The following is a 23,970-nucleotide window of genomic DNA, read 5'->3' as shown; positions in this document are numbered from 1 at the left end:
ATGGAAACATTATTATTAAATTCTATTGAAATTACAATATCCGGTGAGGTAGAAGCCAATAGCGATAGTAGTTCCTATCATATATTATCATCTGTAAGCAGAACGGTTACAGTCAATGGCAAAGAAATATATAGGGATAAAATGAGTCCAGAGACGTATATGGCATCAGAGGACCCAATTAGAAATTTAGAGAATTATCTTTTAGGACTTGAAAAAAAACAAAATCATGTGCTTTGGCTGTTATTTGAAGAATTAAAATATATTTAGAATGATTCTAAATTAAAATCCCGTTTAAGAAGGTTATTTACGATTATTACAGGTTATTAATTTGATTATTTAATTAGCTGAAAATTAGATTTTTATATTTTGAAAATGTATAATAAATTTGTGACAATGAATATGAATAATACAGTATTAAGTAGTAATTCATTCTCTACGATAGAAGGAGGTGTAGAGATGCAACTTTTAAGCTTTCCAACTGGTAAGGAACTCTGGATTCATTCAGAAGAGAATGGGTCAATCACCTTTGATATTAATGAGGCGATAAGGTTGCGGGATTATTTGAATAGTCTTGATCTGAAATAAAAATAGAATTATGGGACGAACAAGAACAACAGTAAAAGTAGAGCCGGCTCCCAAACGCTGGCTCAACAAACAGGAGGCGATGGCCTATCTGGGAGTAGGGGAGGATTTTCTTGATCGATTGCGTAATGAAGCGCTTGTCTCTTTCTCTCAATTCGGTAGCAGAATGATATGGTATGATATAGCAAGTCTTGATCGGTTTATACTTAAAAACAAAGTAGTATGAAAGTGTTACCCTTAACTTTTATATGGTGTATATCCTTTGTTACAATGGCTATCACCTGCATGAATTGTGATCTTGTTTTCTGGTTAGCATTTTTTGTATTTGCTGCCGACTGTATTTACATGGGTAAGAATAGTAAAAGGCTTGAAAGTGAGATTGATGAATTGTTTGGAAAATAATCAGTAAAGTAAGTAACAATGAAGAAAGTATGCAGGATTCCGGAAGGTAGTGAATTTGTTACGGCTGAAGTAATAGATAATAGTTTGATATTACTATTTGAACCTCAAGCTAACAATGCCCTTTTCTGTGACATCACAGATGATTTAGAGTATATACCCGAAAAGGGTGATCTTTCTATATTCTGGGGGCAGGAAAGGCCGGGTGCAGCCATTATCGCTCAATTAAGTGATTATAACTTCTCCGAAGAAGAAAGCCTGTTTCGATCATCCAATGGACTATGGTATCACCATGCTATTAGATTTCGCAATGAAGAACAGTATAACAAGATACTCCAAAGCGGTCATGGTAAAGAAGGCGAATTTGAAAGCGAAGCTTGATGTGGTATTCAGCCAGTATATCCGTTTACGGGATGCGCGTAAGGATGGTACGTTTCGATGTATATCCTGTAACCGGGTTCTTCCGTTCGACCAGGCCGATTGCGGCCATTATATCAACCGCCAGCATATGGCAACCAGATTTAGTGAGAAGAATTGTAACGCCCAATGCCGGTCTTGTAACCGCTTTGATGAAGGAAACATGCAAGGATATCGCAGGGGACTTATAGCCAAGTATGGGGAATCTGTCGTCCTTTTACTTGAATCAATGAAGAACAAGGTGAATAAGATCTCTGATTTTGAGTATAGAGCCATGATCGACTACTACAAGAAAGAGGTTAAGCGGTTGAAATTGGAAAAGCAAATAGGTTGAGTTATGCCGGAAATATGCAAAACGGATATACAGGTTATAGAGCGGTTGCTTCGGCAATGCTCAGAAGAAATTGAAATTCTTTCTTCTCCTACGTCGCCGGCCAGGGATCTGGTACGGAGGTGTAATAAGATGAGAAAGAAATTGCGTAAGGTTTCTAAATAAATCATATATGGAACTTTTGGTATAATGAAAGTCGTACATGTGTATTTGATCTTCAAAAAGAAGAATTACTACTTCGGTTCTTTAAGTGCTGTCTATGACTACTTGGATGAAAGTGAAGTGGGGATAAAGAAGAGTACCCTTCTGCACCGTTCTAACGAGACTACGATTTTGACAGGGAAAGCAATCATAATCAAATCAACCCTGCTGAGATGCAGGAAATAATCAATCACTTAAAAAGCCGGTGAAAAGGACACCGTCGGGACAGCCCCGGTTTAAGTTTTAATTTTATCAATCTCTCCCGGTGAAATATCCGGGAGTTTTAAATCTTTGGTTATGGGTAAAGTGGATATTGGAAAGATCAAATGTGATTGCCGGCATTGTCTGCGTGCCGGTCCTGTGAAGAACTTAATGTGCTATTGTCCGATTCATGGATGTAATCGCTCTGTGGGAGCAAGAATGTGTCTGTACTTTTTAAAGAGAGAAATAGTGATATATCAAATAGATACTCGCTTTTACGAGAATTGCCAAAGGACTTATTATGCTGATTCTTTTAAAGAAGCGTATGAGATGTTTAGGAAATTGGGTACTAAGCTGATACGTACAGATCCGCTTATTACAAATAAGATGTATGAGCGGAAACAGGGAGGAATACGGTACGGTGTATATTATTGTGGTTCTAACCAGATAGCAAAGACTATCGAGATTAGTATGAAGCCATATCAAGGAAATCAAGAGGTGCAGGTTGCTCTGCCATCGGATGCGTTGAAAGATTTGCATTGGGCCATTTTCAGTAGGGACATGGTAGAGTGTATTCCGGGAGTGAATGATATGAAATTCCATTATGGTGATAAATATAAAAGATAAATGATATGAATGAAGAAAATTTCAGATGGCTCAGGGTGGGCGGTCCTACCATGAAATATTCAGAAGATAAGAGGATTAAGGTACTGCCTTCTACCGAAGGATGCAAAGGGTGTACATTTCAAAATAGCTTTGGGGCAAAGTATTGTCGTATGGCAGCATTCTGTATGGGACATTTACGTCCGGATCGGACTCCGGTTATATTTGTGGTGAAGTGATGGAACCCGAAAAGTTGATCATCCAGATACAGGATTCTCTTTTGGCCGAATTCCTCTATCACTGGGTACAGTATGACAAACCATGTTCGCTGTTGTTTCAAAAGCCCAAAACAGAGGGGCTCGTGGCAATAAAATTGCTGGTTGATACCGGGGAAATCGCAAACTTTGTCATAGAGACCCAACAGGCCATAGGATACAAGATACATTATGTAAAATGAAGAACAGTCGGCATTATGTTTGATAAAGTGGTCATAAAGGCAACGGTTGATACATCTGATATCGATACGATTATACTTCGGAATTACCTTGAGCAATGTACGGAAGGTGATGAAGTCTATTACAAATCGACGGCATATGCGAATTTTGACGGTTGCTTTATTGAGTTACGTGGGAATAGGTTGCGGTGCACCTGTTCTATTTGCAAGCTTTATTTTAAAGGGAAGTATGGGAAGTTGGATAACAGCCGCCCGATAACCTTTGCGATGGCGGTAAGGACAATTAAGGAAGTCTTGTTAAGGTTATGTGTAAGGATGGAGAATGCAGTGGTAACATACTATGAAATCGGGATTACAATGAAGATGTCTCTCCCTGCGGATTCATACATAAAGCAGATGTACGAGGTTTCCGGGAAATACCTTTGGAATGATGCGAACTATTCTGCATTCAAGCAGCAGACTACAGAAAAAAGCAAGTATTTCCGTAAGGTTTTAAAGGTTTATGATAAGACCTTTGAGGCTGGTGAGAAAGGACGAAATGTAGGGGCCAATATCCTACGCATAGAAACGATATATAAGCATCAGTCTGTTCCGATGATGGAATTCACAGATAATTTATTCCTGAATAAAATGGGACGTATTTTTTATAAAGACTGGTCAGAGATACGCTTTGTCAGGGAATTGTCTGCTGCGAAGGGGATAAAGATTTCCCAGCTTGACCGTGCCAGGGAGATATACCGGATCGGAGTGACCCGTTACAAAGAACGCTACAAGCAGCTCTATTTGGATAGGAAACTGACCAAAAAACAATGGGAGACAATACGTGTCTTTATTCGTAATTGGCCCGAGGAGCGTGAGAAGTATGTAGAGATAATTGGTGAATTGGAACGCGAATTCAAAGATAAACTTCTGGCCGGTTATCAGACAGGGATATTTATGCCCATTTGTAAGAAATTGTAAGTGTTTGATAATCAATTGTTTATGTGGTTTTGTAAAAAGCACCTTATGGTGCATGAATAACTATCTTATAATCAGTTGGTTATGTTTTAAAAGATGAGAATTTAACATTTTACGGCAACTTGTCCTATACAGCCCGGAGGGTTGTCGGGAACCGACATTATAAGGCTGATAACTATAAAAGTGAAATATATGAAATCGTCACAGGAATTTAAGAAAGCAATACAAGAGTACCTGGAGCAGCGTGCAAAAGAAGATGGACTGTTTGCTGTGTCATATGCTAAGGCGAATAAAAGCATTGATGAATGTTGCAATTATATTCTAAGTACTGTACACAAGTCAGGTTGTAACGGGTTTACGGACGCTGAGATATATGGTATGGCCGTTCATTATTATGATGAGGATAACATTAAAGATGTAAAGCCCGTCAATGCTCGTGTGGTAGTGAACCGTATGTCGGAACTTGCTCCAGTTCAATTACAACAGAAGAAAGAACCGGCAAAGAGGAAAAGAACATTAAAGAAAGAACTGGAAGATTCACGTCAAATGTCATTGTTTTAACTTATGAAACCGAGGACTAAATTACAGAAAACAGTTTCAGAACTCAGTAGCAGGTTGTCTGGTATAACTGATGTTCATAAGCGTTGGACCGAAGAACACCTGTTTGCCCATGAGGCCTATAGATGTAAAGGAGAGTTGTGGTGTTCGGATTGTGGTGGAGTGTGGATAGATACAAATAATAGTGAGCTTGGTACTATTGTTTTAGGAGACAATACCGAGTGTCCGTATTGTCATCACAAACTAAAGGTAAAGGTAAGCCGGAAGAAGAAAAGTTCTGATGGGGTGTATATGTCCGTTCTGCAGGTTGTAGAAGGATTCCAGGTGATAAGACATATACTATGTTGCAGGGATAGCTATAAAAAGAGCGCTTACCCGAATATATCTTCCCATATTCATTATTCATTTTCGGAAACTGTTCAGGAATGGATTAGGGTGGACGGGAAACGTACGGTTATGGCCAGGCCTATGAATATGGGTGGAAACGGATGGCTGTATTCTGAGCCTATGAGTATAAAGGATGAGTACGGTGGTAATAGTTATTATCGTTATGGGGATGTATATGCTATATTCGGATATCTATATTCCAAGGTAGAACTAATACCGGAGTTGAAGAAACGTGGTATTGGCCGAAAATTTCCTGATGTTAACCCGTCAAGGCTCATACGTTCTCTTTTGCAGGGGAATAACGATGCTGAACTTTGCCTGAAGACAGGGCAAATGTCTATGCTCAAGCATATGTTTAAAGAGGGGTATTGCCAACTTCGTTATAAACCGTCTTTCAATATTTGTAATCGCAATCACTATATCATTAAGGATGCCGGTATGTGGAATGATTATATTGACTTGCTACTCTATTTCAAGAAAGACGTACGTAACGCCAAATATGTCTGTCCTAAGAACCTGGAAGCCGAACATGATTTACTAATGAACAAGAAAAGGAACATTGAAGCCAAGCAGAGAAGGGAACGGGAAAGGATGGCGGCAATCCGTCGTGAAAAGGAACGTAGAGAGAACATCATTAAGTTCTACAAGAGAATGGAAAAGTTCTTCGGCTTGGAGATAACGGACGGAAGTATAACTATTCGTCCATTGGAAAGCATAGTCCAGTTCTACCAAGAAGGGAAAGCAATGCACCATTGCGTATACACTAACGAATACTACAAGCGTAATGATTGTCTTATTCTTTCAGCTCGTATTGGAGAAAAGCGTATTGAGACAATAGAGATGTCGTTGAAGACTTTTGAAATTATTCAGTCTCGTGGCATTTGTAACAAAAATACGGAATATCATGAGCGTATTATGAGTCTTGTGAGAAAGAATCTGAATTTGATTCGTCAAAGATTAACAGCATAATAATAAAATAATGAGAGTAATAAAAAAGTTCTCAGGTAGGATACGCTGGTTTGTTGGGGTAGGAAAGAAATTCAGAGGCTTCAAAATAGAACTTATGTTTGATAATCCTTTCGCTATAAGAAGGGAACTATTCGTTTTTGAAATAGTTTTACTTTATATAACAATATGGATGGTGGTTTATGAAAAAGACAAATAGAACCGAAGAATTAATAAATATCTTACGTAATAAACAAGAAATAAGTATTTATGAATGGATATCATATTGGTCTCCAAGTATTATTACCGATATAATAAGAAGAGCAATCAACATGATTACTATGATTGCTATAAACCAGACAATAACATTTATAATTTTATATTTACTTGACATATATATTAGATGTTATGCAAATATATCGAAAAAAGGAATATAATGGTCAAAACCGATAAGAAATACAATGAATAAAATAAGATTATCATATGGGAAATAATAGACGATCAGTTCGATTTGATGAGCGCACATGGATGTTGCTTAACGAATTGTCAAAGAAAACAGGTGCGAGCATATCGGTAATCATACGTGGAATGGTTATTCGCGGTATGGACGAAATTATGGATGATTCTGGTAATTTTAAAATAAATGAGAAACCGGTACAAAAAGGCTAAATACTATGCATCTGTTTCTGAAGCAATAGGGCGCAATTATAAAAAGCTGAGAGCCTTATGTTATAAAGGTTCTCATGGCTTTTATGGTTCCCGTAGCTATGAAGATATCTTTCAAGATACAGTTTTGTATGTCATACAAGATGTCGGAGCTTTGGGTAAAACAGATTCAGAGTTAATAGAATACTTCATGTACCGTTACAGAATGATAGAATATCAGACAATTAAAGATTCACAACAAATAAATATCACTCCTTATGCCGACTATATCCAGACCCAAAAGGGTACAGAAGAAAACAGGTGATTTCTATGACACGGAACGTCGCAAAATATATAATTCAGAACGATGGCGACGGTTGCGGGCATGGAAATTTGCGTGTAATCCGTTGTGTGAGGTTTGTCTGAGCAAAGACGTGATTACTCCGGCGGAGGATATACACCACATTATCTCTTTTATGAGTGTAGATGATACGGATCAGCGTATATTCTTAGCCTATGACTTTGACAATCTTATGAGTCTATGCAAAAAATGCCATCAAAATATTCATAATAAAAGAAATGATTAAAATTATTGCAGATATGAAAAATAGTAGTTTACTTTGCAGAGTTCACGCCAAGAACAGATATATTGATTAATAGTTGATGCATTTTTTTTGTGTCATTACGGCTTGTACCTGCAAAAGATATAAGGCTATCAAATCCCTACAGGATTGCTCGACTATTGTCAGTAATTTGTTCTTGGCGGAACGGGAGGCGATAGCCTTTTTTATTTGATTTATTTTTCATTCTGTAAATGCCAAGAACAAATGAAAATGTAAGTAAGAAGAATAATAGTATTCTTACAAACACGTCCGGCCACGATACGGCTTTAGTATTTATTCGTAATAATCAAGTGGTAACTACATCATTGCAAGTCTCCGATTATTTTGGGAAATCACACAAAGATGTCTTGACTTCAATTAGAAAAATAGAATGTAGCAGCAGTTTTCAAGAGCGAAATTTTTCGCTTTCGTTCTATATTAGGGACTTACCTAATAATGCAAAAAAGAAAGAGCCTATGTATTACCTTACTCGTGATGGCTTTACTTTTCTTGCAATGGGTTTTACAGGAAAAGTAGCAGCTAAGTTTAAAGAGAATTATATCAATGCTTTCAATGAGATGGAAAAGGCTATATACCATGGTGTAAATGAAGAATATATTTTAAAGAAATTCAAAAGAGAATTTAACAAGCATAATAGAGATATCCGGAATTCTGCTATGAAATATATGCAAGATATAGGAATGAATGGGTTGCCTATATGTGATTTATCTACTGGGTATAGTGTAGATGTCAAATCTGGATTAGATTTTAATTTGAAAAACTTAATTAATATATTTCACTGTAATACTGTTGCAGGTTGGTTTGCTTTATCTGATGCTATTAAAAAAGAAATGGAACTTAAGGTGATAAAAGAAGACATGAAAGATATTGTGACTATTTTAGTAAGAAAGCATCATATTCTACCTGAATAGAAAAGAGAAAGGTAACATTAAACAGATTAAAGGTTATATGTTCCGACATCCTGATAAAGTATAATGAAAAAGGGAGTAGCAAATAACTACTCCCTAAATGCCTTTGTACGGCTCAAGACAAAGGCAGTGTCAGATAACATCCAGTATTAACTTACTGAAAGAGAACCGATTTTATTACTAATATCTTTTAATGCACGATTAAATGTTTCAACTTCTTTTTCATTGAGAGAATAAACACGTCCTCTTACCTTGTATCCATTGATCCGCTGGTAGAGCCATGCACGGCTTTTGCCAAAGTAGTTCTTTGCAATGTACGATACAGGGACTAAATCTATGATTTCATTCATTTGTTCTCTGATGGTAATACTTTTATCTAATGAATCAACCCTATTCTCTATTGCGTTAAGTTCTGCATCAAGATGTTTTCTTATAGCTTCCTTTTCTTCCGGCTTTGTATACAGGGCCTTCATTTCAATCAAATGTGCATCTAATTCTTCCCCGTGCAAAGTATCCATTTTTAATAAATCATCTTTTAAAGTTCTCATATCATAATGTTTTAATACCCCTCCGAAGAGGGGTTGTTAATTACTTTTTTAAATTCTCTTTTCTCTTAAGGAGTTCTGATATTCTTTCAAGAATAGCGTTTGTTCTGGTTTCATCATCCTCTTTTCCTATTTCCAATATAAATACCTTACGCTTCCATTCTCTGAGATTTTGTTTCTCCTTTTCGATTTCTAATTCAATTCTTTCAATTTCATTAAGTTCTTTCATTCCTTTCTTTTTAATGGTTAATACTTCGTTTATCTGACAGTACAAAGATACATAATCTTTTGTATATGCAAAAGAAATCATATGCAAAAGATTATGTGATTGTAAATAAATAGGGATTTCCCTATCAAACTATTCAGTAGGGGATATGGGGTCATTTTTTTGTAAATAATTCTTTCGAAACCTCGCCCCAGCCTTCTTTACACGCACGGCACTTTTTCAAATTTTGAATTTGTTAATTTATTAACAATTCTATTTGTCGGACATCTGTATGGTTGTTCTAAAAAATAGTTATGGTGAAATTTGCAATGCCAGATAATTTATCCGATGAAACTCAGAAGTTTATCAAGGATGTCGTGAAAGAACTGAATGCCAGAAAAGCTATTCAGAATATTGATCTTGGTGCCATCCGTATGTTGGCAACCAGCTACGAGATGTATTTGCAGGCTACGGAAATATTGCTTGAGGAAGGGCCGGTTATTCAGATTAAATACGAGAAAGCGGCTAATCCTGCTCAGAATATCGCAACAAAAAACTATTCCCAAGTGATGAAGATCATGACGGAATACGGTCTTACGATCAAAAGTCGCGGAAGTATTAAAGCTATGAAGTCCGAAGAAAAAGACGATTCGCCGTTAGACCGGTTTTTAAAGAAAGGCGCACGTGAAAAGCGATGAAAGGGTATTATCAGTATGCCGCTGATGTGCGTGACGGTAATGTTCTTGTAGGTGAATTCATAAAATTGGCTGTCGGGCGTTTTTATTCCCTGTTTGAGCGTGATGACATTCAATTTCGTGAGGAACGTGCGGATTATGCCATTGAGTTTATTGCCCTATTACGGCATTATACAGGCAGGCATGCAGGAAAACCTTTTGAACTGTTACCGTGGCAGGAGTTTGCAGTAGCGAGTATCTATGGGTTTTATAAAAAAGACGATGACGGCTCATGGTGCAGGATGGTTTCGTCCGTATACATTGAAATGGCCCGTAAAAACGGAAAATCTGCTTTTGCGGCAGCTCTTTGCCTTTATCATCTTATCGCCGACGGTGAGTCTGCTGCCGAGGTCTATCTTGCCGCCAATAGTAAGGACCAGGCAAAAGTCAGCTTTAAAATGTGCCGGAACTTTGTATCTGGACTTGACCCGAAACATAAATACTTAGAATCATTCCGGGATCAGATAAATTTCGACAAGACCTTATCTTTCCTGAAGGTATTGGCCGCCGATTCATCCAAATTGGACGGGCCAAACCCGTCCATGTTTTTGCTCGATGAATACCATGCGGCCAAAAATTCCGGACTGAAAGATGTACTTCAATCCGGACAGGGAATGCGTGATGATCCGATGTTGATCATTATCACTACCGCCGGTTTTGATAAGTTGGGGCCATGCTATCAATTCAGGGAGATGTGTACCGAGGTTTTAATGGAATTGAAAGAGGATGATACCCTTTTTGCCTTAATTTATTCTTTGGATGAAGGCGATGATTGGAAAGATGAAAAGGTGTGGGCTAAGAGTAATCCTAATCTGGGGGTTACTGTAAAACCGAAATATTTGCGTGAACAGGTGCGGAAAGCTATTAACTCGCCGTCTGAGGAAGTGAGTATCAAAACCAAGAATATCAATATGTGGTGCGATGCGGAAACGGTTTGGATTCCGGACCACTATATCCTGAATGCTTCTGCCAACCTCGACTTTGAGCAATTCCGGGACATGGACTGTTATGGCGGCATTGACTTGTCGAGTACAAGTGACCTTACCTGTGTCGACTTCATGTTCCCAACGCAGGATAAATACTATTTCAAAACTCTTTATTACCTACCGGAAGCTGCTTTGTATGAAAAACGTTTCAAGGATCTGTATGGAGAATGGCGGAGACAGGGGCTTATCACCATTACACCCGGCAATGTGACGGATTACGATTACATTTTGAATGATATAATGCGTATCCGGGAAATAGTATTCATCCAGAAAATTGCATATGACTCTTGGAACTCCACCCAATTTGTGATCAATGCCGAAGAACAGGGATTACCAATGGAACCCTTTAGTCAGGCTCTTGGTAATTTTAACCGTCCGACAAAAGAGATGGAACGTCTGATATTATCGGGTAAAGCTGTCATTGATAACAATGTCATTAACCGGCACTGTTTCCGTAATGTGGTTATGGCCCGTGACCGTAATGGCAATACCAAACCGTCAAAACAGTTTGAGGAAAAGAAAATAGACGGCGTAATAGCTAAGCTGGAAGCCTTGGGGGTGTACTTGGTTTCTCCGAGATATGGAGAATTTTATTAGGGTGTCGGACAATCTTTTGGTTAACATGAAAAAGGAGGAACAAGTATATGATTCGCAGGGAGAAAACAGGGGTAGATAAACTTTTGGGGAAGTTGGTTATTGCATGGAACGATAACACCAAAGATGCCACGTATGGTATCTTGAATGGATGGCATAAGGTAGGAGAGAAATATAAACCCTTTTCATTAGACAATACTCGCAAAAAGTTTAAACACATATGCCCATTTGTAGATGAGGATTTTTATCATGAATTTAAGAATATGTCACAATGAAAATACCATTTACCAATATTGAAATCAGAAAAGCGACAAAACAGGAAACTTCACGGGTAACGGCATGGAGTTCCAACGGTGCTCGCCCAATATTCACAAGCAGGAGTAAACCGATGCTTCTTTCTACTGTATACAGGTGTGTCGACCTTATTTCAGATAGTGTGGCTGTGCTTCCTTTGAAGACTTACCATCTCGACAAGGAAGGCTTTAAATCGGAAGCGAAAGAACATCCGGCATATTACCTGCTTGATATGGAACCTAATGAAGACATGACGAGGTATGTCTTTTTCAAGACGCTGATGGCTTCTGTCCTGTTAACGGGAAACGGCTATGCCTATATCGAGAGGGACGGCAAGATGAATGCCGTACAGCTCATATATCTTCCGTCCAACCAAGTGGCGATTACATGGGTGACGGATCCTAATGGTATTATGCGTAAACGGTATCAGGTGACGGGGTTCAAGGAATTGGTAGAGCCGCGCGACATGATCCATGTGCTTAATTTCTCTTATGACGGCATAATTGGTGTATCTACGTTGGAGCATGCCCGGCAATCACTTGGTATCGCAACCAGTACGGAGGAGCACGCCGAAGGTTTCTTTAAAAGCGGTGCGAGTGTCGCCGGTATTTTGACTGTGGAGGGGGCGAGATTGGATAAAGATAAAAAGGATCAGATTTATCGGACATGGGAAGAACGCACGAACCCCATAACAGGGCATCCGAACGGTATTGCCGTTCTTGAGGGGAATATGAAATATCAGCCTATCTCCATTAGCCCGAAAGACAGCCAGTTTATCGAGAGCCGGCAGTTTAACGTTGTAGACCTTTGCCGTTTTTTCTCTGTATCTCCGGTAAAAGCGTTCGACCTTTCCAAATCAAGCTATTCCACAGTTGAGGCTACACAACTACAATATCTTACCGATACGGCATTGGCGGTTATTACCAAAATAGAACTTGAGATCAACCGTAAAGTATTCTTGCCTTCCGAACGCGGGAAGTTTATCTCTGAGTTCGATACGTCCGCCATATTAAGGACAGATAAAAGTGCCCAGGCTGCTTATTGGAAAGATATGGCCAACGTTGGTGCAGCCACTCCGAACGAGATCCGCAGGGAGAACAATCTTCCAAGGATAGAGAATGGTGACAAGGCTTTTGTACAGGTGAATGTGCAGACCATTGACAATGCCGTGAAGGAAAAAGTAGTAGATGCACAAAATAATCAAAAAGTGTCGGACAACTCTGTGGTTATTGATTAAAAATGTAGTTATGGACGAAAAAAGAGAAATAAGAAATACTGCATTCCAAGTGCAACTTACTGGGGATGCGGAGGAAAAAAGGACTGTAGAGGGGTATGCGCTACTGTTTGACACTCCTTCTGACGGATTGTGGTTTGAGGAGGTTATAGAACGCGGAGCTTTGGACGGTGTTGTTGCAAGGAGTGATGTGTTTGCTGCTCTTAACCATGACAAAAACCGGGGAATCCTTGCAAGAAGTAAGGAGGGTACCGGTTCATTGCATTTATCGGTAGATAACAAAGGGCTTAAATATCGGTTTGAAGCTCCTAAAACGGCACTAGGGGAGGAATTATTAGAAAATCTCCGTCGTGGGGAGATAGATCAGAGTTCTTTCTGCTTTGACGTAGAAAGTGACACTTGGGAGAAAAAGGACAACGGAACATGGAAACGTACTGTTCACAAAATCGGCAATTTGTACGATGTGGCACCGGTATATAATGCCGCATACAGTAAGACATCCGTGTGTCTTCGCGGTAAAGAACAGGCGGAAGAGGAACTCCGTAAGCGTGAACAGGCAGTACCGGAGGAGTACTATCAGGTTATAGAGAAATCACTAAATTTATAAATTTATGGCAAAAGAGAAGAGTATCACAGAGTTAAAGGACGAAAGGAATCAGTTGATTACCCGTTCTAAGGAAATTATTAACGCAGCTAGAACTGAGAACCGCCAGTTTAAGCCGGAAGAAACGGAAGAACTGGGAGAAAACCAGCGCCGTAGGGCTGAGATCGAGCTTGAGATTGAGGAACGTGAAATTATGAACCGTGGAATTGCAAAACCGCATGTACAACCTGGACAAGAAAGATTTTCATTCCGTAGAGCATTGGCTAATTATGTGTCCGGTCAAGAACAAAATGCAGCTGATGCATCCGTAATTGAATCAACAACGAATTTTCATAACAGTTGTGGTGTTCAGCGGGCTTCTAAGACATCACTTGTGCTTCCTATTGAGTCACGCGCCACATTTACAGCAGCTACAGAATCAACTACCGGAGTTGTAATAGATCAGGAGCAACAAGAAATGTTGTTGCCCTTACAGGCATCTTTAGTGCTGGCGAAAGCCGGAGCCCGGTTCATGACAGGATTGCAGGGAGATATCTATTGGCCTAAATATAGCGGTTCAAATGTGTTCTGGGAAGGTGAGAACGCTAAAGCAAAAGATGGAGCAGGTGAATTTTCCAAAGGGGATGCGTACAAACCGAAACGTCTGACTGCCTATGTTGATATCTCCGAGCAGTTACTTATTCAGGAAAATACATCCGTTGAAGCTATTATTCGCCAGACTCTGGCAACCGCTATCGCCCAAAAAGTGGAACAGACAGCATTTGGGACTCATGCGCATGATGATAACAAACCCGATGGGCTATTTCGAGACGTACCGACTATTTCCGGTACGATGGATTGGGCAAAGGTCGTAGAGTTGGAAACGAATGCTGATTTGCAAAATGCTTTATACGGTAATCTGGCATATATTATGCATCCGGCCCTAGTCGGGAAGGCTAAGACGAAAGTAAAAGATGCTTCTGGTGCCGGTGGTTTCATTTTCGGAGAAAACGGGATGGGAATGTTGAATGGTTATCGTTCTCTGCGTACTAACAATTTACCTAAGGACTTACAAGAAAGTAAAGACGAATATGGAATAATCTTTGGTAACTGGAATGATTATTTCATTGGTCAGTGGGGAGCTTTGGAAATCAAAGTAGACCCATATTCCCGTATGTTAGAAGGTGTAGTTCGTTTGGTTGTTAATTCTTATTGGAATATGGGTATGATTCGTTCAGAATCATTCTCTATCGCCTCTATGAAATAGCATGGCATACTTGACCTTAGATATGGCAAAAAGGCACTTGAATATAGAGCCCTCGTATACGGATGAAGATTCTTATATAGAAGCTCTGATTACTGTAGCTGAAGAAAAAACAGCGAAAGAGCTTTGTGTGTCTGTAGAAGACCTTGCCACCATTGATGGTGGTAAGGTTATTCCTGCTCCACTGATTCAGGCGATGTTGTTGTGTCTTGGTGCCTATTATGCAAATCGGGAAAATACGGCATACGCCACTTTGAAAGAAATCCCTCAAGGGGCGAAATACTTAGTTGATCTTTATAGGGATTATTCAAAATGAGAGCAGGATTATTACGCGAGATGCTTGTATTCAAGTCTGCGATAGAAACACAGGGACCTACAGGGGCGGTAAGGAGAGAGTATAAAGAGGTATTTCAATGCCGGGCATGTAGAAAGAAGATGTCACTTATTGCAGACAGGGACGGCGTCAGTGCGATGGAACAATTTATCGGGCATACGCTTGTTTTTCAAGTACGTAATTATCCGGTTATTAAAGAAAACCAGCATGTTGTCTATAATGGTAATGAGTATAATCTTAAAATGGTGAATTTGCAGATAAACGACAACAGTTTGTTATTAACCCTGGAAAAAATTGACACATGATTGAGATCAAGGAAATAGATCGTGAAAACATTCAATACTTCATATATAATTTGGAGAATTTTGAAAAGGATAAGGCTATTAGGAGCGGTCTCCGGTCTGCTGTTAATGTTTTTAGGGTTAAGGGACGGGCTAACCTCCGGTCTCGTATTCTCCGTCACGGAAAACAGACAAACCACCTGATGAATTCATTTACCAACCGGGTAAAGCGTAATAAGTTAGGAGCGCTGTCCGGTTTTGCCCGTCCCGGTGGTAACCACGCGCATTTGGTTGATTCCGGTACGAAAGTAAGGAGAACAAAAGGAGGGGCTAACCGGGGTATTATGCCGGCCAACCGTTTTTGGTCTGATGCAAAGGTAAGCGAAGAAAACAAGGCTATGGACGCTCTTTATAAAGGTGTTCAAAGAGCCGTCCAGCGAATTAATAATAGGAGCTAAAAAATGAATAAACTGGCAATTACAACCGAGGTTAGGGGCATTCTGCTTGAAACAGAAGAAATTACCTCTTTGATAGGACAGAAGGTGTTTCCTGTTGTTGCTCCAATGAATACGGAAGGAGACTTTATCATTTATCAGCGTGATGGTTACAAACAGGAATATACGAAGATGGGGGTTGCCCGGCAGATTCCTACAGTATTTGTAAACGCGGTCAGTGATGATTATGAACGTAGCCTGCAATTGGCTTCTCTTATATACGAGGCTTTGGAAGGTAGCTTTTCTAATCCGGATATGACCATACATCTGGAAGATTCCACAGAAGATTATTCGGATGGAAAATATTTTCAAGTGCTTCAATTTTCAGTAGAATAAAATGAAACGTAATATTAAAACTTTAAGTAAATATGGCCGATAAGAAATTAGATTCGAGTGTAGACATCTTCGATGGTGAACTCATGCTTTTCATAGGAGAAGATCCGATAGCATTCGGATCAAGTGCAGGACTTGACATCAACACGGAAGAACTTGATATCTCAAACAAAATGATGGGTGATTGGGCCGGTTCACTGGCCGGCAAAAAAAGCTTCACTATTTCGAGTGAATCCCTGTTGACACGTAAACAGGGTGCTATGAGCTTTGATACCTTGTTGGATAAGCAAATAGCCGGCGATCCTTTGGACTTTTTCTTTGGGAGTGCAAAAGCGGAAGATCAAGATAATTTTGGAGGGACATTCAATAAAGATACGACAGAAAAGAATTATACCGGTAAAGTGATAATCACATCCTTGTCTATCAAGTCTGATAACGGACAGATTGTGTCTGTCAGTGCTTCTTTCAAGGGAGTTGGCGCATTAAAACCTGTAGAAAGTATAGTGGTTTCCGGTGGGTAAGAATGGAAATGTCCGGTTTAAAGAAATATTAGAAAATGTCGTAAAGGCGGTCTATGATGGCCGCCTTTTTTAATTAGCAAGCGATGAAAATAGGGTTGACAATAAAAGCGATTATACGTTGGGAACAATTTCGCAAGAAGCCTTTTTCCCTTATGGATTATGCGAATCAGGAAGATGTAGAGGTATTATTGTATACTACTACAATATGTAATTCTCCGGGGAAGATGTTCACTTTTGAGGTGTTTCGACAAACGCTATCAAACAATAAGATTACCCGCGAAATGGTAATGGCATTAAAACGGGAAACTGCTGTATTGGCGCAGTTCCAAGAGCAGAGGCAAACAGAAGGTGATACAGATATCGGTTCGCAGAGCTATATCAAGGATATTGTATCGACTCTTATTATGGTGGGGTTAGATGCAAGCTATGCATTGAATGAGATGGAACTATGCGATCTCCCTATGTATATCGCTTCACACGAACAGCAAAAAAAAGAGAATATGGAGAGTAGTCGCCTTTGGACATTCTTCACCATGCTGCCGCATATCGACGCAAAGAAAATGAAGAACGGGGCGCGGGATCTTATCATGTTCCCCTGGGAGGAAGCAGAGGTAAAACGTGAAGCGGAAAGAGCTATCAACAAAGATTCTGAGAGATTTGAAAAATTTATGAAAACAAAAAAATCCGATTATAATGGCAGGTAGATTATCATTTTCGATAGCGATCAATTTCTTGACAGAGAACTTTAAAAGAGGTACAAGTCAAGTGAAGGCTGCATTCAAATCGATGCAGATGCAGTTTTTAACTTTTGCAGCAGCTTTGGGTGCCGGTGGTTTAGGGCTGAGTAATTTCGTCTCCCGTCTTATCGATGTAGCCAGGGAGACCAACCGGGTAACTACAGCATTGAAGAATGTTTCCGGAGGAATGGCACAGTTTGCCGATAATCAAAGGTTTCTGATCGATATGGCAAAGAAGTACGGATTAGAGATTAACGCTTTGACCGGGAATTTTGCCAAATTTACGGCTGCTGCTTCCATTTCCGGTATCTCCATGATGGACCAGCGTAAAATCTTTGAATCTGTTTCCCGGGCTGTTACAGCTTTCGGTATGAGTGCTGATGATAGTAATGGTGTTTTCCTTGCTCTTTCTCAGATGATGAGTAAAGGAAAGATCAGTTCTGAAGAGTTACGTTTACAGATGGGAGAACGACTACCTATTGCATTACAGGCAATGGCTAAAGCGGCAGGAACCTCTGTTGCTGGACTTGACAAGCTGATGAAGCAAGGTAAGCTGATGAGTGCTGATATCCTTCCTAAATTTGCAAATGCTCTTAATGAGATGATTCCGAATGTGGATACGGATAATTTGGAAACATCTGTGAATCGTTTAAAGAACGTATTTACAGAGCTCGTCAATGGAACAGATGTACAAAGTAAGTATAAAGCTTTGATAGATTGGTTGGCTGGATGTGTACAGAAGGCGTCTGATAATATAAGAAGTATTATAACTTACTTGGTTGCGGCCATATTAGTAATGGTTACAAGCAGGTTAGTTAACAAAATAATTATTGCTATTTCCCAGGCAGAACTTGCAGCTAAATCTGCGGCACGTCGTACGGCTAAAGAAACCGGACAAAAATTTAATGAAGTTGAATGGAAAGCTAATAAAATGAGCGCATCTGTAAGGATGGCGTTTAAAAGAGCTATATCTTCTATAAAAGCAACTCTTATTTCATTAGCTCCGACTGCTATATTATCGGTGATTGGCGCTGTAGTAGCCAAGCTGTATAACGCCTATGAAGAGTCCAAGCGAATAAAAGGATTATTTGATGAATACAAAGGCCGGATAGATAATGTATCTGAGTCTCATTCAGAAATTATTAAAATAAAATCTCTACAGTCTGCTTATAATGCAGCTAACGTGACTTTATCGGAGAAAAAAAGCATACTCAGTCAGATCAATAGCATACTTGGTACACAGCTTACTGTAAATCAAGATGTAAATAAAGTAATAGCTGATCGAATTGCAATACTGGAAGGGGTAGCACGTGCGGAATTGGCAGCACAAGAGGTGGCAAGTAGTGAAAACGAATTAAGAAAAATAGGAAAGAAATCCTATAATGGAAAGTCTATTAAAGATATGGCTCCTGATTGGGCTATGGCTCGTGGAGATATGGTTAAAGAGGAAAAGTTTAAAGCGAAATACAAAGTTTCAATGGTTGATGCCGTTGGTTGGGAAAATGGATTACGTAATGATCTTGATTCTTTTATTGAATATGCTAAAATATTAAAAGACGCCAAAGGAAGGCTTGACTCTGAAAAAATAAAAGTAGACCACACCACGTCTTCTATTATTGAATCCGATGATGATAAAAAGAAAACCACTCTTCAAAAACAACAGGAATCATACGATAAACAATTAGAGGAATTAGGTGCTGAATTAGAGATCGGTAAGATTACTCAAGCTGAATATAATAAGTCTTTAGGCGAGTTAAGTGTAAAAATGTTCACCCAGGCTAAAGGTACTGGGGATAAAGATGTTCTCGAAAGTGAGTATTATCAAAATCTGAAGATGGCTGCCGAGAAAGCAGTTAAAGATCAGGATAAGAATGCCGCTCTTGTTGAATTCGAGAGAATACAAAAGGGCTATAGTGATAAGGTAAAGGAGTATCAGGTTCAGTTTGGAAAAGGGCTTATTTCCCAAAAAGAATTGAATGAGAATCTTGCTTCTTTAGCTTTGGACGCAGCGAAATCTGCTGCGGGCATTAAGGGGATAGGGAATGAAGCTAATCTGTTTATTGCCGCGATGCAAATGAATGCGGAAATGTTGAAAAGTCCCATTAAAATTGAGCCCCGTGATACCACTTTTGATTACAAGAAAGGTGAAGTGGATATTGCCACTGAGAATTTGGATAAAGCAAAAGAATATGCAGATAAACTAAAAGAACAGGCTCGTAGCATAGGAAAAACCCTATCGGATGAAATAGCCAATGCTATAGCTAACGTTCCTACTCTGGAAGAAGCCTTGAAACTGGCACAAGTAAAGCAGGACATTAAGAATTTCACTAAAGAGCTTAATGAAGGAGTATATTCCGGGATAAAAGAGATTGCCGGTAGCTCTGATCGTGTAGTGAATGCTTTTTCACAACTCCGGGATATAATGAACGATGTCGACGCATCCGGATGGGAAAAGGTTATGGCTGTTTGGAATGCGATGACCAATGTCGTTGATTCCTTCCTCTCCATTGCCAAAATGATTGAGAACATGACCGATCTGACAAATAAATTAGTCAAGGCTAAAGAGACGGAAACTGCAATAGAGTCGGCGGCAACAGCAGCAAAAGTTACCAATATAACCACAGAAACAGCTGCTTTGGCCACACAAGCGGTCACGGAGGTGGCGGCAAGTACGGCAAAGGCAGGAGCCGCTTCTGTCGAGATGGCTGCAAAAAGTACTGCAGCATATGCGGCCATACCTTTTGTCGGTGTAGGACTTGCAGAAGCACAGATTGCTGCGATGCAGAGTCTTATCGCTATGGCTGCCGTTCCTAAATTTGCTAATGGTGGTATTGTTACCGGTGGTCCTACTTCGGGAGATAAAATATTGGCCCGTGTCAATGCCGGTGAAATGATATTGAACCAAAGCCAGCAGTCAAGGTTATGGCAGGCAATACAATCGGGAAGGACGATGGCTGGTACACCGTCTGTATCGCAATCCATGACAACGAAAGTGAGGGGAAAGGATTTGCTATTGACAATAAATAATGAACTTAAATCACAAGGAAAGAAACCATTATGAATTACGGATTGATCTATACAATATCTTTTGCGACTCTTAGGAATGAATCTTGTACGATCGAAATTGAAAAAGAGGATTATGTCGGTGAAGTTATGGAACTCATACCTGCCGGATCCCCTTTTACGGTAGAGATTGACGATGATGATTTTGCGTATGTTCCCACAAGGTTTAGTACGGCCAATATCCGTGTCGTCGGCAGTGATTACCTCCAACATCTGTATTCCACTTCTTATCAGCAATATCGTGTTACTTTCAAAAGGGACGGGATTGTTACTTGGTGCGGATTCATAAAGCCAGAACTTTATACCCAAGATTATAGCTCAGCGTTGTTCGAGCTGGAAATAGAATGCCAGTCTGCAATGTCTACCTTAGAGTTTATTCCATATAAACAAATGAAAGAAGGCGGAAAGGACTTTGTGTCCCTTTGGAATTTGGTGAAAAAAGGAATAGAACTGTCTAATGCGAGATATAACGCTGTATATATTCCGTATGTGTATTCAAAATCAGAATCAGACTATAAAGCCAGTACAGATAATGTATTGTCCGAGATGACAGTCAGCGAACAAGATTTTTTTGATGAAGACGATAAGGCCATGACCAATAAAGAGGTATTGGAAGAGATTTGTAAATTGTTAAATTGGACGTGCGTTGATTGGAAAGGTGAATTGTACTTTGTAGATATGGACTACCAAGGGGATTACCGTCGTTATTCCTCTAATTTAGAAACGTGGGAACCCGTCTCTCTTCCGGGAGTGTTGAATGTACAAAAGGCCGGGTTTGCAGGAAATGACCATACTTTGGATCTTGTCCCCGGATTTAATAAAGTGACCGTTAAGACCAGTAATTATCCTATTAACAATGCTATACCAGAAGAGGATATTGATGAATTAAAAATACTATCCATAACCGATATCTCGGAAGGAGAAAAAGTGTCACACCGACGGTATAAAATACCTTGTAAATGGGATATGAAACAATATACCTATGATCGTGCCACTTTAACTCTTGTTGAAAATCTTGAAAGCTATCAAGGTAAGGTTGATGTAGGTAATCTTCTTGGAGCACTTCCATTGCAATATTGTAATTATGAAGTAAAAGATGGTAATCCCAATATACGCGATTATAATTATACTGATGTTATCCAGATTAGGCAAAGGCTTGATAGTACATTTTCTGGATTTGATAACAAACATTCTATATTAGTATTAAAGGGAGTTACCGGGTCTTATTCGGATGGGGCGCTAAGTATTTCAGGTAGTGTCAAATTCTTTGTTGATAAAGAAATGTCTCCATTTAGGAATGCTGATATATCCTCATCGGATTTAAAAACATCAGACCAGTTGTTATTCAGATTAAGAATAGGGCAAAAGTATTTTAATGGTTCAGTGTGGGTTGATGAAATTGCTTCTTTTCGCCTTCCGTATGAACAGGATAATAATTCAGAATATATCCCTTTTAGAAACACTAAAACGTTATCGATGCCCTATACGGGATTATCGGGTTATGTAATACCAATATCGGAACAAATGGTAGGTGAGTTGGTATTGGAACTGATTGGTATAAATTTGAGAGGGAAGTACCCTAATGGGGAAATTCCTTATGGGATTTTTCTTAAAGATTTTAAATTGGTTTATCAAAAGGAAGATAATTCCGATAATGAAGAATCGAATTCAGACCGTTATTATGAAAATGTAGTCAATGAGGTTTATATCAACGAACTTGACGAAATAGAGTTTAAAATATCCTCATATAACAATGATGGTGCCTGCTATAGTAAAGTCATGCTTGGAGATAAATACTTAGAAGATAATCTTTATTCAGCAATAGAAGAAAAAACGATCCGTCCAGAGGAACAACTTATACGGCGTATAATAAATCGCTATGGGGATATACATACAAAGCTTACCCAAGAAATACAAGAGACGTCAGAATTAGCACCTATTACCCGTTTGTCGGACAACTTTATGGTTGGTAAGATATTTATTAATACCGGAGGCAGCATAGATTATAAAATGAACAAATTCCGGTGTGTTATGCTTGAAGTATGAAAGATGTAACTATAAAAACAAAGGCTATTCCTGCCCAACCACGATCGAAAAATTATCCGATCGGAACTACGGTTATACGTTCTTCCGATGGTAATACCGTAACTATCCCTGGTGGGGGCAGTGGAAGCGAATCTGTTGATATAGTAAAAACTACTGATATAAAGTCATTAACAGATAAAAATGTATTATCGGCATTACGTACTCTTCTTGAGATCCGATCCCGTATTATCGAGAAAGGCAATAAGGATGCGGAACTGACTGATGATAACACACTATCTTCTCTTCGTACACTTGCGGAAATTGATGCAGCTATAAAAGTTGTACTGGGTAAGATTGAAAAACTCTATGATGTTTTTCTTCGTAAAGACATCCCGAATTCAGCATCCGAGCTTATCACCTTCATAAAAGGCTTGATTTCTCAAGGCTTGGTCACCGCAGGTGGCGGTATGCAGTTGGGCGAGAGTTTTGCCGGCGGTATAACCGGACATGGCGGTCTCTTTACCGCATCCGGTCACGGCGAACTCAGATCGTTACGTGTCAATGAGTGGTTTGAAACTTCTGAATTCAGGTACAACTATGTGGACGTTACCACCGGTGAGAAGTGGTCTGCCCCGGGTGGCGGCATTATAGAGTCCGTTGTAATGGATACCGATCCGGAAGGGAATGAACTGAATACCGGTGTCGTGACCTTGAAATTGGAAGCCGGGCAGATTGGCGCGGTCGCTTTCGATGACCTGGCAATGGGCATGTACCATTATGAATCAGGCAATGCTACGGAGGATTACGATGACGGAAAGGGTAACCGTAGGTTCGCCGGGTTCACGACTGTATTTTTCCGCATTACTGAAATCATAGGAACGGGACTTAACAGTAAATTCCGTTTTGAGCTTCGTAATGCTTCGGATAACTATCCTAATCCCGTATCGCCTACTGCAATGATGCACTTCGTATGCTTTGGTAATGTTAGCAATAAGTCCCGTCAGTCAAGCATGTACCAGACGCGTACTTATACGCGCTATCTAAAGAATGTTGATTGGTGGGAATATTCCTTCTCTAACATTGCAATGCAGTTCGGTGATCTTGCCAATCTCTCTGTTTTCGGTGCGGACATGACCGGGTATTCGGCTTATGTCGATAGCTTGTATTTTACCGGAAAGATAGAACAGTTGGAAAAGATCGTTGAAGATACTTTGGGTACGGGTGATTTACGTATGGAGATTGATTCAAGTGACGGATATTTTGTTATCGACAATAAGATAGATACGACACTCACAGCTAAAGTATTACGCTATTTCAAGAATGTTACAGGTGAAGCGACCAGATGGGAATGGACCAGGGAATCCGGGACAGACTTGGTAGACATAGCGAGTGATGCAATCTGGAATGAAAATCATTCCTCCGCCCGTGAGAGTGTACATATAACTGAAGACGACGTAAGGACCGATTCTGTGAAATTCATATGTGAAGCCACGGTAGGTGTGGCAAAGGTCAGAGAAGAAGTAACATTTTAA

At 39.6% G+C, this 23,970-nt stretch carries 32 protein-coding genes; 30 read left to right on the top strand and 2 right to left on the bottom strand.

Going from position 1 to position 23,970, the window contains the following annotated elements; translation table 11 throughout:
* The 16 genes from VCM39_RS12525 to VCM39_RS12450 all read left to right on the top strand — a co-directional run bounded on the left by VCM39_RS12525 (position 1) and on the right by VCM39_RS12450 (position 8,214).
* Positions 1-267 carry a hypothetical protein gene (locus VCM39_RS12525; RefSeq protein WP_322932554.1) on the top strand — a complete coding sequence of 89 codons (267 nt, stop codon included), beginning with the start codon at positions 1-3 and terminating at the stop codon, positions 265-267.
* Between the two features lie 126 nt (positions 268-393).
* Positions 394-585, top strand: a complete 192-nt coding sequence (locus VCM39_RS12520) for a hypothetical protein (protein WP_322932555.1) — start codon at positions 394-396, stop codon at positions 583-585.
* A 10-nt stretch (positions 586-595) separates the two neighbouring features.
* Positions 596-808 carry a hypothetical protein gene (locus tag VCM39_RS12515; RefSeq protein ID WP_322932556.1) on the top strand — a complete coding sequence of 71 codons (213 nt, stop codon included), beginning with the start codon at positions 596-598 and terminating at the stop codon, positions 806-808.
* Between the two features lie 194 nt (positions 809-1,002).
* The gene (locus VCM39_RS12510; protein WP_320997411.1) at positions 1,003-1,362 is read left to right on the top strand and encodes a hypothetical protein; all 360 of its coding nucleotides are present in this window, start codon (positions 1,003-1,005) and stop codon (positions 1,360-1,362) included.
* Positions 1,292-1,732, top strand: a complete 441-nt coding sequence (locus VCM39_RS12505; RefSeq protein WP_322932557.1) for a recombination protein NinG — start codon at positions 1,292-1,294, stop codon at positions 1,730-1,732. The genes VCM39_RS12510 and VCM39_RS12505 overlap by 71 nt, the downstream gene beginning before the upstream one ends.
* Positions 1,733-1,918: 186 nt before the next feature.
* Positions 1,919-2,116 (top strand): hypothetical protein, encoded by a 198-nt coding sequence (locus tag VCM39_RS12500; RefSeq protein WP_323673960.1) that lies wholly within the window; start codon positions 1,919-1,921, stop codon positions 2,114-2,116.
* A 111-nt stretch (positions 2,117-2,227) separates the two neighbouring features.
* Positions 2,228-2,758 carry a hypothetical protein gene (locus VCM39_RS12495; protein WP_322932558.1) on the top strand — a complete coding sequence of 177 codons (531 nt, stop codon included), beginning with the start codon at positions 2,228-2,230 and terminating at the stop codon, positions 2,756-2,758.
* Positions 2,759-2,763: 5 nt separating this feature from the next.
* On the top strand, positions 2,764-2,973 hold the full coding sequence (locus VCM39_RS12490) for a hypothetical protein (RefSeq protein ID WP_320997407.1): 210 nt from the start codon (positions 2,764-2,766) through the stop codon (positions 2,971-2,973).
* The gene (locus tag VCM39_RS12485) at positions 2,973-3,191 is read left to right on the top strand and encodes a hypothetical protein (protein WP_211460443.1); all 219 of its coding nucleotides are present in this window, start codon (positions 2,973-2,975) and stop codon (positions 3,189-3,191) included. The genes VCM39_RS12490 and VCM39_RS12485 overlap by 1 nt, the downstream gene beginning before the upstream one ends.
* 15 nt (positions 3,192-3,206) lie before the next feature.
* Positions 3,207-4,148 carry a hypothetical protein gene (locus VCM39_RS12480; RefSeq protein WP_322932559.1) on the top strand — a complete coding sequence of 314 codons (942 nt, stop codon included), beginning with the start codon at positions 3,207-3,209 and terminating at the stop codon, positions 4,146-4,148.
* Positions 4,149-4,337: 189 nt separating this feature from the next.
* On the top strand, positions 4,338-4,706 hold the full coding sequence (locus VCM39_RS12475) for a PcfK-like family protein (RefSeq protein ID WP_322932560.1): 369 nt from the start codon (positions 4,338-4,340) through the stop codon (positions 4,704-4,706).
* 3 nt (positions 4,707-4,709) lie between these two features.
* Positions 4,710-6,059, top strand: coding sequence for a PcfJ domain-containing protein (locus VCM39_RS12470; protein WP_322932561.1), 1,350 nt, complete (start codon positions 4,710-4,712; stop codon positions 6,057-6,059).
* Positions 6,060-6,518: 459 nt separating this feature from the next.
* Positions 6,519-6,704: a hypothetical protein gene (locus VCM39_RS12465; protein WP_211458529.1), complete on the top strand. Its 186-nt coding sequence runs from the start codon at positions 6,519-6,521 to the stop codon at positions 6,702-6,704.
* The gene (locus tag VCM39_RS12460; RefSeq protein ID WP_322932562.1) at positions 6,679-7,005 is read left to right on the top strand and encodes a hypothetical protein; all 327 of its coding nucleotides are present in this window, start codon (positions 6,679-6,681) and stop codon (positions 7,003-7,005) included. Before VCM39_RS12465 ends, VCM39_RS12460 begins: the two co-directional genes overlap by 26 nt.
* A complete protein-coding gene (locus VCM39_RS12455; RefSeq protein ID WP_251235008.1) occupies positions 6,959-7,267 on the top strand; it encodes an HNH endonuclease signature motif containing protein in 309 nt (102 codons plus the stop codon). Before VCM39_RS12460 ends, VCM39_RS12455 begins: the two co-directional genes overlap by 47 nt.
* A gap of 227 nt (positions 7,268-7,494) precedes the next feature.
* Positions 7,495-8,214, top strand: a complete 720-nt coding sequence (locus tag VCM39_RS12450) for a Rha family transcriptional regulator (protein WP_322932563.1) — start codon at positions 7,495-7,497, stop codon at positions 8,212-8,214.
* Positions 8,215-8,360: 146 nt separating this feature from the next.
* Here the strand turns inward: VCM39_RS12450 and VCM39_RS12445 are convergent, their stop codons facing one another.
* Complete coding sequence (locus VCM39_RS12445) at positions 8,361-8,759, bottom strand: DUF5053 domain-containing protein (RefSeq protein ID WP_251235006.1); 399 nt, start codon at positions 8,757-8,759, stop codon at positions 8,361-8,363.
* Between the two features lie 40 nt (positions 8,760-8,799).
* Complete coding sequence (locus VCM39_RS12440) at positions 8,800-8,985, bottom strand: acyltransferase (protein ID WP_251235005.1); 186 nt, start codon at positions 8,983-8,985, stop codon at positions 8,800-8,802.
* A gap of 290 nt (positions 8,986-9,275) precedes the next feature.
* Here VCM39_RS12440 and VCM39_RS12435 point away from each other — a divergent pair, with 290 nt between their 5' ends.
* The 14 genes from VCM39_RS12435 to VCM39_RS12370 all read left to right on the top strand — a co-directional run bounded on the left by VCM39_RS12435 (position 9,276) and on the right by VCM39_RS12370 (position 23,970).
* Positions 9,276-9,659 (top strand): phage terminase small subunit P27 family, encoded by a 384-nt coding sequence (locus tag VCM39_RS12435; RefSeq protein WP_320997399.1) that lies wholly within the window; start codon positions 9,276-9,278, stop codon positions 9,657-9,659.
* Positions 9,656-11,278 carry a terminase large subunit gene (locus tag VCM39_RS12430; protein WP_322932564.1) on the top strand — a complete coding sequence of 541 codons (1,623 nt, stop codon included), beginning with the start codon at positions 9,656-9,658 and terminating at the stop codon, positions 11,276-11,278. Before VCM39_RS12435 ends, VCM39_RS12430 begins: the two co-directional genes overlap by 4 nt.
* Before the next feature lie 268 nt (positions 11,279-11,546).
* Positions 11,547-12,806 (top strand): phage portal protein, encoded by a 1,260-nt coding sequence (locus VCM39_RS12425; protein ID WP_322932565.1) that lies wholly within the window; start codon positions 11,547-11,549, stop codon positions 12,804-12,806.
* Between the two features lie 10 nt (positions 12,807-12,816).
* A complete protein-coding gene (locus tag VCM39_RS12420) occupies positions 12,817-13,410 on the top strand; it encodes an HK97 family phage prohead protease (protein WP_322932566.1) in 594 nt (197 codons plus the stop codon).
* A 4-nt stretch (positions 13,411-13,414) separates the two neighbouring features.
* Positions 13,415-14,653, top strand: coding sequence for a phage major capsid protein (locus tag VCM39_RS12415; protein WP_322932567.1), 1,239 nt, complete (start codon positions 13,415-13,417; stop codon positions 14,651-14,653).
* A gap of 1 nt (position 14,654) precedes the next feature.
* The gene (locus VCM39_RS12410; protein WP_320997394.1) at positions 14,655-14,966 is read left to right on the top strand and encodes a head-tail connector protein; all 312 of its coding nucleotides are present in this window, start codon (positions 14,655-14,657) and stop codon (positions 14,964-14,966) included.
* Complete coding sequence (locus VCM39_RS12405) at positions 14,963-15,289, top strand: head-tail adaptor protein (RefSeq protein WP_322932568.1); 327 nt, start codon at positions 14,963-14,965, stop codon at positions 15,287-15,289. Before VCM39_RS12410 ends, VCM39_RS12405 begins: the two co-directional genes overlap by 4 nt.
* Positions 15,286-15,723, top strand: a complete 438-nt coding sequence (locus VCM39_RS12400) for a hypothetical protein (protein ID WP_320997392.1) — start codon at positions 15,286-15,288, stop codon at positions 15,721-15,723. Before VCM39_RS12405 ends, VCM39_RS12400 begins: the two co-directional genes overlap by 4 nt.
* A 3-nt stretch (positions 15,724-15,726) precedes the next feature.
* Positions 15,727-16,095, top strand: coding sequence for a DUF3168 domain-containing protein (locus tag VCM39_RS12395; RefSeq protein WP_211458561.1), 369 nt, complete (start codon positions 15,727-15,729; stop codon positions 16,093-16,095).
* Between the two features lie 32 nt (positions 16,096-16,127).
* Complete coding sequence (locus VCM39_RS12390; protein WP_322932569.1) at positions 16,128-16,613, top strand: phage tail tube protein; 486 nt, start codon at positions 16,128-16,130, stop codon at positions 16,611-16,613.
* 83 nt (positions 16,614-16,696) lie between these two features.
* Positions 16,697-17,317, top strand: a complete 621-nt coding sequence (locus tag VCM39_RS12385; RefSeq protein WP_322932570.1) for a hypothetical protein — start codon at positions 16,697-16,699, stop codon at positions 17,315-17,317.
* Positions 17,307-20,411: a tape measure protein gene (locus VCM39_RS12380; protein ID WP_322932571.1), complete on the top strand. Its 3,105-nt coding sequence runs from the start codon at positions 17,307-17,309 to the stop codon at positions 20,409-20,411. The genes VCM39_RS12385 and VCM39_RS12380 overlap by 11 nt, the downstream gene beginning before the upstream one ends.
* A complete protein-coding gene (locus VCM39_RS12375) occupies positions 20,408-22,459 on the top strand; it encodes a hypothetical protein (protein ID WP_322932572.1) in 2,052 nt (683 codons plus the stop codon). The genes VCM39_RS12380 and VCM39_RS12375 overlap by 4 nt, the downstream gene beginning before the upstream one ends.
* Positions 22,456-23,970: a hypothetical protein gene (locus VCM39_RS12370; RefSeq protein ID WP_322932573.1), complete on the top strand. Its 1,515-nt coding sequence runs from the start codon at positions 22,456-22,458 to the stop codon at positions 23,968-23,970. The genes VCM39_RS12375 and VCM39_RS12370 overlap by 4 nt, the downstream gene beginning before the upstream one ends.

The sequence above is a fragment of the Bacteroides mucinivorans genome, from assembly GCF_034654355.2.
Lineage (GTDB): Bacteria > Bacteroidota > Bacteroidia > Bacteroidales > Bacteroidaceae > Bacteroides > Bacteroides nordii.
The sequence above is the reverse complement of the archived record's forward strand: the minus strand, read 5'-3'. Positions and strand labels throughout refer to the sequence as shown.